Consider the following 10,353-nt stretch of genomic DNA (forward strand, 5'->3'; position numbering starts at 1 on the left):
CCGTCGTGATCGCTTTTCTTCAGCGCCTCGACACCCTTGTTCACCGATGCGACGGTGGGGTCCGGCACGGTGTCGGGGAACACGACGTAGGGAATGCCCGCCTCGTCGAGTCCCTTGGTGATGGTGTCCAGATAGCCGAACTTGACCATGTCCTGATCGGTGACGATGAACGGGTGCCTGACCTCGAGCTGCTGCAGTACTGCGCCCAGTTCCCGGCTCGCGCCAGCACCGAGACGGATATGGCGCGGCAGGACGATATTTGCGGACATGACAGACTCCTCTCACTTGTTTTACCGCTAACTGCTACCAGGGAGGTGTAGCACGCCACAGCCATGCGGAACAGTCAGGAAATTGGCCCACGGCTAGACGAAGTTGGCACGCGGGCAATCGGCGCTCATAACCTCGCGGCGCGTATGGGGCGCTACCGCACCCGCACCGGTTTGCGTCAGGGCGGGCTCTGGCCGGTCTCTTCGGCGTCCGTATCCTTGATTCCGATGAGGTACAAAATCCCGTCCAGGCCGAGGGCGGATAACGACTGACGGGCGCTGCGCTTGACCAGCGGTTTCGCCCGGAATGCCACGCCCAGGCCGGCCAGCCGCAGCATGGGTAGATCGTTGGCGCCGTCGCCAACGGCGATGACCTGCTCCAGGGTCAGCCCCTCGCGGTGGGCAATCTCCTGGAGCAGCGCCGCCTTGCGATCACCGTCGATGATCGGGCCTTCGACCTCACCGGTGAGCTTGCCATTCACGATGCCCAGTTCGTTGGCGTACACGTAGTCGACGTCAAGCTTCTTTTGCAGCTGGCGGCCGAAGTAGCTAAAGCCCCCGGAGACGATCGCGGTGGTGTAACCGAATGACTTCAGCGTGCGGATCAGCCGCTCGGCGCCCTCGGTCAGGGTCAGCTCCTGCGCCACCTCGTCGAGAACGGAGGTATCCAGGCCCTCGAGCAGGGCCACCCGCCGGCGCAGGCTCTCGCGGAAATCGATCTCCCCCTGCATCGCCGCCTCGGTGACCTTGCTGACTTCATCGCCGACCCCGGCCCGCTTGGCCAGCTCGTCGATGACTTCCTGTTGGATCAGCGTGGAGTCCATATCGAACACGACCAGGCGGCGGTTGCGGCGGTAGACGGTGTCGGCCTGAAAGCTGATGTCGATATGCATTTCCTGGGACAGATGCAGAAAGTGCTGCTTCATGACGTCCAGATCCAGCGGCTTGCCGCGCACGGTGAGCTCGATGCACGCCCGCCCCAGCCCCTCGGTCTTGTAGAGTGGCTCCCGGCGGGACAGGCGCACGATGTCCTCGATGTTCAGCCCGTTATCGCTGATGACCTTGCTCACCCGGGCGATCTGTTCGGCGGTAATCCGCCGCCCGAGGAGGGTGAACACGTAGCGCGGCTCGTTTTCGCCCTGCACCCACTGTGCATAGGCCTCACGGGTGACCGGCGTGAACCGCGCGTGCATGCCCTGGTGGTGGAGATGGAACAGCACGTCCTTGAGGACCGGTGACAGTGCGTCCTGGTTGGGGACTTCCACGAGAATGCCCAGCGACAGCGTGTCATGGATCATCGCCTGCCCGATGTCCAGAATGCCCACGTCGTACGTGGCGAGGATGTCCATCAGCGAGTGGGTCAGCCCGGGCTTGTCCTGGCCCGAGACGTTAATCAGCATGATTTCACTCATTCACGTACTCATGTTGCTCTTGCAAAACGAACGGGCGCCTGGGTTACAGGAGACCAGATTTGACCCGAAACGACGGCATTGTATGGGAATCGGCCCGTATTGAATAATGTGCCCGCGGGCCGGCAACGGCCGAAGAACGCTGAGAGAGGCTTCGTGGATTCACTGAGCGAGGGGATCATCAGCCAACTTGCGGGGGCGCGTTCGCTGGTGGTCTTCACCGGGGCCGGCATGTCCGCGGAGAGTGGCGTGCCCACCTTCCGGGACGCACAGACCGGTCTCTGGGCGCGATACGAGCCGTCCGATCTGGCGACGCCCGAGGCGTTCGCCCGCGACCCGGCGCTGGTTTGGCAGTGGTATGCATGGCGGCGGGAACTTGTCGCCGGCGTCGAGCCCAATGCTGGGCATCAAGCCCTGGCGACATGGCAGACGCGTGTGAAGGCGTTCACCGTCGTGACCCAGAACGTGGACGGTTTGCACCAGCGCGCGGGCAGCGATCGGGTCCTGGAACTCCACGGTAATCTCCATCGCATTATCTGCTCCAGCGAGGGAATGGAGGTGCGCGATCCTCTGCCTCCAGTAGCCGAAGGCGGCCCGCCGCGGTGTCCCCAATGCGCTGCCCCCTTACGGCCTGACGTGGTGTGGTTCGGCGAAGCGCTTCCCGAGCGGGCCTGGGAGGGGGCGATGCAGGCCGCCGCCCGGGCGGAGGTGCTGCTGAGCGTGGGCACGTCCGGGCTCGTGCATCCGGCGGCGGGGATTCCGCTCCTGGCCCTGCAACACGGTGCCGTGGTGGTGGAGATCAACCCCGAGCCGACGCCACTATCGCACCAGGTCACGGCCAGCGTGCGAGGCACCGCCGCGCAGGTGCTGCCAGCGCTCGTCGAGCGCCTGGCGCCGCGGTAATAGGACACTACACAGTCGAATGCAGCGAGGAGTAGCGCCATGAGCAAGATCGAAAAGTCCGACGCGCAATGGCGTGAGGAACTGACCCCCGAGCAATACCGCGTGACGCGCGAGAAAGGGACGGAGCCGCCGTTCTCGGGGCGTTACAATACAGTCAAAGAGCCGGGTGTCTTCAAGTGCGTCTGCTGTGGTCAGCCGCTGTTCGAGACGCGCACGAAGTTCGATTCGGGCACGGGGTGGCCGAGTTTCTGGGCGCCCGTGGACGCCGAGCGGATCGAAGTGGAGGCGGATCTCAGCTTGGGCATGCGCCGGGAAGAGGTCCTGTGCAGCCGTTGCGGCGCCCACATGGGGCATCTCTTTCCGGACGGCCCCGAGCCCACGGGGCTGCGGTATTGCATCAACTCGGTCGCCCTGGATTTCGAACCCGACAGCCGCCGGAGCGCTTGAAGCGCAGCGCCACCGGGTCTGATCGGAGGGTGTAGGGTGCATTAGCACCAGCGTAATGCACCGTCAAACAAACCGCGCCGCAGGCGCACAGGCGCAATTTGAGTCGTGCGCCTGCGGCGCCATGTCATCGACGGCGGGTTACGCTGCGCTAACCCGCCCTACGGGTATGGCGTGCAGCCATGCCATGGCACCGGCGCCATAATTGGAATTGCTGGCAATGGGCTTGTGCCTTGGAACATCAGCCATTTATAGTGTCGCGTTGGCAAGTGTTTAGTGCCCCCCAGCGTTGCGCGACGGGAAAAAGACCCAATGATGAATCGACAGAAAGGCAAGCAGCACCCCCTGGCCGGAACCACCATGAGCGGCGCCGAGATGATCATCCAGGTACTGGCTGACGAAGGCGTTGACACCGTTTTCGGCTACAGCGGTGGTGCCATATTGCCAACCTACGACGCGGTTTTCCGCTACAACGAAAAGCACCGCCGCGCCGAGCAAGACCCCATGCGCCTGGTCGTCCCGGCCAACGAGCAGGGGGCGGGCTTCATGGCCGCCGGCTATGCGCGTGCCAGCGGCAAGGTGGGCGTGTTCCTGGTGACGTCCGGCCCGGGGGCAACCAACACGGTCACCCCCATTCGCGACAGCATGGCCGACTCCACGCCCGTGGTGGCGATCACCGGTCAGGTGCCCACCGGTGCCATGGGCACGGATGCATTTCAGGAAGCACCCATCGTCAACATCATGGGCAGTTGCGCCAAGCATGTCTTCCTGGTGACGCGGCCCGAAGAGGTGGAGGCGACCATTCGCACGGCCTTTGAGATCGCCCGCTCCGGGCGACCCGGTCCGGTGGTCGTGGATGTGCCCAAGAATACGCAGAACTGGGTCGGCGAGTTCAAGGGCTCGGGCCTGCTGGAGATGCGCGGCTACCGCCAGCGCATGGACTCCCTGCGTGCGGCCAAGCTCTCCGAGCGCAAGTGCCGGCAATTCTTCGAGATGCTGGAGAAGTCCAACCGCCCGCTGCTCTACGTCGGCGGTGGTGTCATCAATGGCAATGCCTCGACTGAGCTGCGCGAGTTCGCACGCGCATTCAACATTCCTGTGGTGACGACGCTCATGGGGCTCGGCGCCATGGATACCACCGATGAGCTGTCCCTGCACATGCTGGGGATGCACGGCACGGCCTATGCCAACTACGCGGTGGAGGACTGTGATTTCCTGATCGCGGTGGGGGCGCGCTTCGACGATCGGGTGGCGGGTAAGGTGGATGAGTTCGCACCGCTCGCCGAGCACATCGCCCATATCGACATCGATGCGGCGGAGATCGGCAAGGTCAAGGTGGTGGACTGGGCGCACGTGGGCGAGGCCGGGCGCAGCCTGCGCCAGCTTCTGAACCACGGCCGGGAATTCGGCTTTGCGCGGGATTTCGCGCCGTGGTTGAAGCATGTGCAAAAGCTCAAGCGCAACCACCCCATGAACTACGATCGCGACACGGAGCTGGTCCAACCCCATGAGGTGGTGGAGCTGCTGAACAAGGCGACCCGTGGGGAAGCCATCATCACCACCGGGGTGGGGCAGCACCAGATGTGGGCCGCCCAGTATTGTGATTTTCGTGAGCCGCGGTTGTGGCTGACCTCCGGCAGCATGGGCACCATGGGCTTCGGCCTGCCCGCGGCCATTGGGGCGCAGTTCGCCTGCCCGGACAAGATCGTTATCGATATCGACGGCGACGGCAGCATCCGCATGAATCTGGGCGAGATGGAAACCGTGACCAACTACAACCTGCCGGTCAAGATCCTGCTGCTCAATAACATGGGCGACGGCATGGTGCGGCAGTGGCAGCGCCTGTACTTCAACGAGAATTTCTCGGGCAGTGACAAGACGCTGCACCGCAAGGACTTCGTCAAGGCGGCTGAATCGGACGGTTATCCGTTTGCAAGACGCGTCACGCAGAGAAAAGACCTGGGCGAGACGCTGCAGGCGTTCGTCGACTTCAAGGGGCCGGCCTTCCTGGAAGTGATGATCGACAACAACGCCAGTGTCTATCCGATGGTCGGGCCCGGCATGGGCTACGGCCAGATGGTCACAGGCGAGTGGATTGCCGGGCGGGACCTCAATAGCCGGGCGCCCGAGCCCATTGATCCGGAGAGATCGCCGGAACTGTTCTGAGGCGGCCAGTTGGTTGGCGCCCGGGTGATCCTTCCCCGGGCGCGGGTTCCTTTTGCGTGATTGATGCGACCACACCGGTACAGGACACCAGTTGCGTGACCCACTCTGCGGGCCGGCAATGTTCATGGAGAAATCCGCGCACGGGTTGAATTCCCGCTCGCGCATGCCCATTAAAACAGCCGAGAAGGAAGGCGCGACCCGGGCCGCGCTTCCCGAGGGACGGCTGCTGCGCGGGCGAGTGCAGGGTGCGGTGGCCGGCGAGACAACAATGAAGTGGGGAGTGTCACAACAATGAGTGTTGCCGCCGAGAAAGAAACTCTCGAATTCCAGACGGAGGTCCGGCAGTTGCTGGGCCTGATGGTGCATTCGCTGTACAGCAGCCGGGAGATCTTCCTGCGGGAGCTGATCTCCAACGCCTCGGATGCCTGTGATCGCCTGCGCTTTGAGGCGCTCAAGGAGGAGGGGCTGTACGAGGGCGAAGGAGAGCTGGGCATCCGCGTCGCCTACGACAAGACGGCGCGTACCGTCACCGTGACCGATAACGGCATCGGCATGACCCGGGAAGAGGTGATCGAGAATCTCGGCACCATTGCGCGTTCGGGCACGCAGCGCTTTCTCAACCAGCTCACCGGCGATGAGGCCAAGGACGCCAAGCTCATCGGCCAGTTCGGGGTTGGTTTTTACTCCTCATTCATCGTGGCGAAGCAGGTGGAAGTCTTCACCCGGCGCGCCGGCGAGCCGGCGGCCAAGGGCGTGCACTGGCAATCCGACGGCGAGGGCGCCTACACCCTGGAGAACGTGGAGCTGCCAGAGCGCGGCACGCGCGTGGTGCTGCACCTGCGTGACGACATGGATGAGTTCCTGGATGGCTGGCGGCTGCGGCAGATCATCCGCCGGTACTCCGACCACATTTCGCTGCCCATCGTCATGGCGAAGGAGCCCACGGGCGAGGAGGACGAGGCTGGCGGCGATGAGACCGTGAACAAGGCCTCGGCGCTGTGGGTGCGGCCCAAGTCCGAGATCAGCGATGAGGACTACGAGGCCTTCTATAAGCAGGTGGCGCACGACTTCGAGGGGCCGCTCACCTGGATGCATAACAAGGTCGAGGGCAACCTCAGCTATATCTCGCTGTTGTTCATTCCCAAGCGCGCCCCGTTCGATCTCTGGGATCGTGACCATCGCCACGGCGTGCATCTGTATGTCCGGCGCGTGTTCATCATGGACGACGCCGAGCATCTCATGCCACGGTACCTGCGGTTCGTGCGCGGCGTTATCGACTCCGATGATCTGCCCTTGAACGTCTCCCGCGAGCTGCTGCAGCACAACCGGCAGATCGAAAAGATCAAGTCGGCCTCGGTGAAGCGGGTGCTCGACCGGCTCGAGTCCATGGCAAAGGATGAGCCCGAGAACTACGCCACGTTCTGGAGCACTTTCGGGCGCGTCATGAAAGAGGGCCCGGCGGAGGACTTCGGCAACCGCGAGCGCATTGCCAAGCTGCTGCGCTTCTCCTCGACGCACACCGACAGCGAGACGGAGAATGTCTCCCTGGATGACTACATCGCCCGCATGAAGGACGGCCAATCGTCCATTTACTACGTGACCGCCGAGAGCTTCAGCGCGGCGAAGAACAGCCCGCATCTGGAGATCTTCCGCAAGAAGGGGATCGAGGTGCTGCTGCTCGGTGACCCGGTGGACGAGTGGTGTGTCTCACACCTGGGCGAGTACGATGGCAAGCAGCTGGCGCATGTGGCCAAGGGCGATCTGGACCTCGGCGACCTGGATGATGCCCACGACAAGGCCGAGCGCGAGCAGACGGAGTCCAATTACAAGCCGCTGGCGGAGCGCCTGGAAAAGGTCCTGGGGGACAAGGTCAAGACTGTGCGCATCAGCCACCGGCTGACAGACTCACCGAGCTGCCTCGTGGTCGAGGAGCACGAGTTCGCGGTCAGCATGCAGCGTATGCTCAAGGCCGCCGGCCATACGATCCCCGCCGGTAAGCCGGTGATGGAGATCAACCCGGAGCACCGCTTGATCCAGCGTCTGCAGTCGGTGGAGGATGACACGACCTTCAGCGAGTGGGCCCATGTGCTGTTCGACCAGGCGATGCTCACCGAGGGCGGTCACGTGGACGATCCGGCCGCGTTTGTGCGCCGCATCAACAAACTTCTTGCGGAGTCGTGATTCAGCGACGCTTGATGCTGCGCGTGCAGCACGCTATAACATGCGCCGATCAGCCCCCTCCAGCGGTGAGGGGGCTGCGCGTTATCGGTGCGACCAAAGCGAGCCCGAATGACCCAGAAAACTGCAAAATCTGACCAGGCCCTCGAGCTCAAGGGCCGCATGATGACCCTGACCGTGTTGCGCCTGCTCACCCCGTCCGTGGATGCCCTCGGCCGGGCGCTCGAGCAGCGTATGCAGCAGGCCCCGGAATTCTTCCGCCATCTGCCGCTCATCCTCGACGTGGAGGCGGTGGCGGACACCGACCTGCACCTTGATCTGCCGGGCCTGGTCGGCCTGCTGCGGGCCAGGGACTTCCTGCCTGTGGGGATTCGTGGTGGCGACGAGCGCTGGCACAGTGCCGCCGAGCAGGCGGGCATTGGTGTGTTCTCCGGCGGCCGGGAGACCCCTGCCATCAGGCGCCCCGAGAAAGAAGAGGCGGCTCCCCCGGAGGGTTCGCCGTCCACGGTGGTGACCCAGCAGGTGCGATCGGGGCAGCAGGTCTATGCACGTGGCGGTGATCTCATCATACTGTCGTCGGTCAGCCCCGGTGCGGAAGTGCTCGCCGACGGAAATATCCATATTTACGGCACCCTGCACGGGCGTGCGCTGGCCGGCGTGCGAGGGGACGCCACTGCACGGATTTTCTGCATGGGCTTCAATGCCGAGCTGGTAACCGTGGCCGGCACGTATCTCGTTAACGAACAGTTCGACAAGCAGTACCTCGGGCGGGCGGTGCAGGTGTTTCTGGACGGAGAAGATCTCCGCATCGGACCACTCCCGGGAGTCAATGGCGGCCGTCACGGCGCCCAGTAACCGGCACGCATGGGGCCGGAGGACGCATTCAGGAGGTGTAGAGTGGGAAAGATCGTCGTGGTGACCTCCGGTAAAGGGGGTGTCGGCAAAACGACGAGCAGCGCGGCGCTGGCAACCGGGCTTGCCCGGGCCGGTCATCGGACCGTCGTGGTGGATTTTGACGTCGGGCTGCGTAATTTGGATTTGGTCATGGGGTGCGAGCGCCGCGTGGTTTATGACTTCGTCAACGTCATCAACGGCGACGCCAACCTCAATCAGGCCCTGATACGCGACAAGCGTGTCGACGGGCTCTACGTTCTGGCCGCATCGCAGACGCGCGATAAGGACGCCCTGACGAGTGAGGGCGTGGAGCGGGTGCTCGACGAGCTTCGCGACCAGTTCGACTATGTCGTGTGCGACTCCCCGGCTGGCATCGAGCGCGGCGCACTGATGGCCATGTACTTCGCCGACGACGCCATCGTGGTGACCAACCCGGAAGTCTCTTCGGTTCGGGATTCGGATCGAGTCCTCGGCATTCTCTCGAGCAAGTCGCGCCGCGCCGAGCAGGGTGGTGAGCCGGTGAAAGAGCATCTGCTGCTCACGCGCTATTCGCCCGACCGGGTGAAGCGGGGCGAGATGCTCAGCCTGGAGGACGTGGGCGAGATCCTCTCCATTGACCTCCTGGGGGTCATCCCCGAATCCCAGGCGGTGCTGAACGCCTCCAACGCCGGCATACCGGTCATCCTCGAAGACGAGTCGGATGCCGGACAAGCCTATGCCGATGGCGTTGCCCGTTTCCTTGGTCAGGAGCGGCCCTTGCGCTTCACTGACATTCCAAGGAAGGGTTTCTTCGGCCGGCTGTTCGGGAGCTAGACATGAATCTGCTCGGATACTTTCGCGCCCAGCGCAATAAGAATACCGCCAGCGTCGCCAAGGAACGTCTGCAGATTCTCGTCGCACGGGAGCGCGCACAGCGCGGTGGGCCGGACTATCTGCCGGCGCTCCAGGAAGAGCTGCTGTTGGTTATCCGACGGTACGTCGAGGTGGACCAGGACGCCGTGCAGATCCAGGTTGATCGTGAAGGAGACTGCGAAATCCTGGAGCTGAACATCACGCTGCCGGATCACCAGCAGGGGCGTTGACCTGCCCGGGGGATACCCCGTGGCGTCGCCGCCCCCGTCAGTCAGGGGGCAGGCGGTGACCACGGTGTTCGCTCAGATACTGCGGTCCTGCTCGCGGACGTCGATCTCCAGCGACAATGTGTCACCCGGCTGCAGGTAGGCATTCGGTGCAAGGTCGTTCCATCGGCGCAGGTCCTGGACCGACACACCGAACTCCCGGGCGATGGTGTGCAGGGTATCGCCACGACGCACGCGGTAGCTCACGGATTGCATCACCGGCAGGCTGGCGGGTGGTGCCCCGGCACGCCGGATGTCACCCTGCCCGCCGACCCACAGCACCAGCTGCTGGCCGGGGCGCAGCGGGTCCGCGGGGGCCACGCTATTCCAGCGCGCCACCTGATGGACTTCCACGCCGTGTTGGCGCGCGATGCCCCACAACGTGTCGCCCGGCTGCACGGTGTACTCAACGCGCTGTCCCTGGTGCCCCTGGCTGTGCCGCGGGCTCAGGCGGTTGGCTGCACTGTGAGAGGATGCGCCCGCGTTGGCGCTGGCCGCGGGGATCATCAGGTGGGAGCCCGCACGAATGATATGACCGTTGATGTCATTGGCCTTCTGCAGGGTGCGCACGGTGGTGTGGTACTGCCGGGCGATCGCCTCCAGACTGTCACCGGGCCTGATCTCATGGCGGTGCCAGCGCATGCGCGCTTCTTGCGGCAGATCCGCCAGTTTCGCTTCCAGAGGTTCTGCCTTGTTGACCGGCACCGCAAGCCGATGCGGCCCATCCGGGTCCGTGGCCCAGCGGTCAAAACCGGGGTTGAGCCTGTAGATCTCCTCGACGCTCATCCCCGCCAGGTCAGCGGCGACTGCCAGGTCAATCTGCCCGTCCAGCTCGACCACCTTGAGATAGGGCTGGTCGGGAATGCTGGCAAGCTCGATGTCATAGGCACGGGGATCCTTGACCAGCGCACTGGCGGCCAACAGGCGCGGGACATACTTGCGTGTCTCCTGGGGCAGTGCCAGGTTCCAGTAATC

General features: G+C 64.0%; 10 protein-coding genes. 7 read left to right on the top strand and 3 right to left on the bottom strand.

Translation table 11 applies throughout. The annotated features are described in order from the left end of the window. Positions 1-269: iron-containing alcohol dehydrogenase (locus QZT63_RS13360; protein ID WP_290651958.1), on the bottom strand; the 269-nt coding region annotated here is incomplete at its 3' end. A gap of 176 nt (positions 270-445) precedes the next feature. After that, positions 446-1,678, bottom strand: a complete 1,233-nt coding sequence (gene serB, locus QZT63_RS13365) for a phosphoserine phosphatase SerB (protein ID WP_290651959.1) — start codon at positions 1,676-1,678, stop codon at positions 446-448. A 153-nt stretch (positions 1,679-1,831) separates the two neighbouring features. On the opposite strand from serB, the gene QZT63_RS13370 reads away from it, so the two are divergent. The 7 genes from QZT63_RS13370 to minE all read left to right on the top strand — a co-directional run bounded on the left by QZT63_RS13370 (position 1,832) and on the right by minE (position 9,342). Further along, complete coding sequence (locus tag QZT63_RS13370; RefSeq protein ID WP_290651961.1) at positions 1,832-2,578, top strand: NAD-dependent deacylase; 747 nt, start codon at positions 1,832-1,834, stop codon at positions 2,576-2,578. A gap of 39 nt (positions 2,579-2,617) precedes the next feature. Continuing rightward, entirely contained in the window at positions 2,618-3,025 is a 408-nt protein-coding gene (msrB, locus tag QZT63_RS13375) for a peptide-methionine (R)-S-oxide reductase MsrB (protein WP_290651963.1), read from the top strand. Positions 3,026-3,334: 309 nt separating this feature from the next. Next, entirely contained in the window at positions 3,335-5,188 is a 1,854-nt protein-coding gene (gene ilvB / locus QZT63_RS13380) for a biosynthetic-type acetolactate synthase large subunit (protein ID WP_290651965.1), read from the top strand. Between the two features lie 291 nt (positions 5,189-5,479). Further along, a complete protein-coding gene (gene htpG / locus QZT63_RS13385; protein WP_290651966.1) occupies positions 5,480-7,369 on the top strand; it encodes a molecular chaperone HtpG in 1,890 nt (629 codons plus the stop codon). 108 nt (positions 7,370-7,477) lie between these two features. After that, the gene (gene minC / locus QZT63_RS13390) at positions 7,478-8,221 is read left to right on the top strand and encodes a septum site-determining protein MinC (RefSeq protein ID WP_290651967.1); all 744 of its coding nucleotides are present in this window, start codon (positions 7,478-7,480) and stop codon (positions 8,219-8,221) included. A 42-nt stretch (positions 8,222-8,263) separates the two neighbouring features. Continuing rightward, positions 8,264-9,073, top strand: coding sequence for a septum site-determining protein MinD (minD, locus tag QZT63_RS13395; RefSeq protein WP_290651968.1), 810 nt, complete (start codon positions 8,264-8,266; stop codon positions 9,071-9,073). A 2-nt stretch (positions 9,074-9,075) separates the two neighbouring features. Next, positions 9,076-9,342 (top strand): cell division topological specificity factor MinE, encoded by a 267-nt coding sequence (gene minE, locus QZT63_RS13400; RefSeq protein WP_290651969.1) that lies wholly within the window; start codon positions 9,076-9,078, stop codon positions 9,340-9,342. A 72-nt stretch (positions 9,343-9,414) separates the two neighbouring features. Here minE and QZT63_RS13405 read toward each other — a convergent pair. Further along, positions 9,415-10,353: LysM peptidoglycan-binding domain-containing protein (locus QZT63_RS13405; RefSeq protein ID WP_290651970.1), on the bottom strand; the 939-nt coding region annotated here is incomplete at its 5' end.

It is taken from the genome of Aquisalimonas sp., assembly GCF_007120195.1.
Lineage (GTDB): Bacteria > Pseudomonadota > Gammaproteobacteria > Nitrococcales > Aquisalimonadaceae > Aquisalimonas.

Excerpts from the sequence above, each read along its gene's own strand:
- ilvB (WP_290651965.1), top strand. The coding sequence starts at position 3,335 with ATGATGAATCGACAGAAAGGCAAGCAGCACCCCCTGGCCGGAACCACC.
- msrB (WP_290651963.1), top strand. The coding sequence starts at position 2,618 with ATGAGCAAGATCGAAAAGTCCGACGCGCAATGGCGTGAGGAACTGACC.
- minE (WP_290651969.1), top strand. The coding sequence starts at position 9,076 with ATGAATCTGCTCGGATACTTTCGCGCCCAGCGCAATAAGAATACCGCC.
- serB (WP_290651959.1), bottom strand. The coding sequence starts at position 1,678 with ATGAGTGAAATCATGCTGATTAACGTCTCGGGCCAGGACAAGCCCGGG.
- minC (WP_290651967.1), top strand. The coding sequence starts at position 7,478 with ATGACCCAGAAAACTGCAAAATCTGACCAGGCCCTCGAGCTCAAGGGC.
- htpG (WP_290651966.1), top strand. The coding sequence starts at position 5,480 with ATGAGTGTTGCCGCCGAGAAAGAAACTCTCGAATTCCAGACGGAGGTC.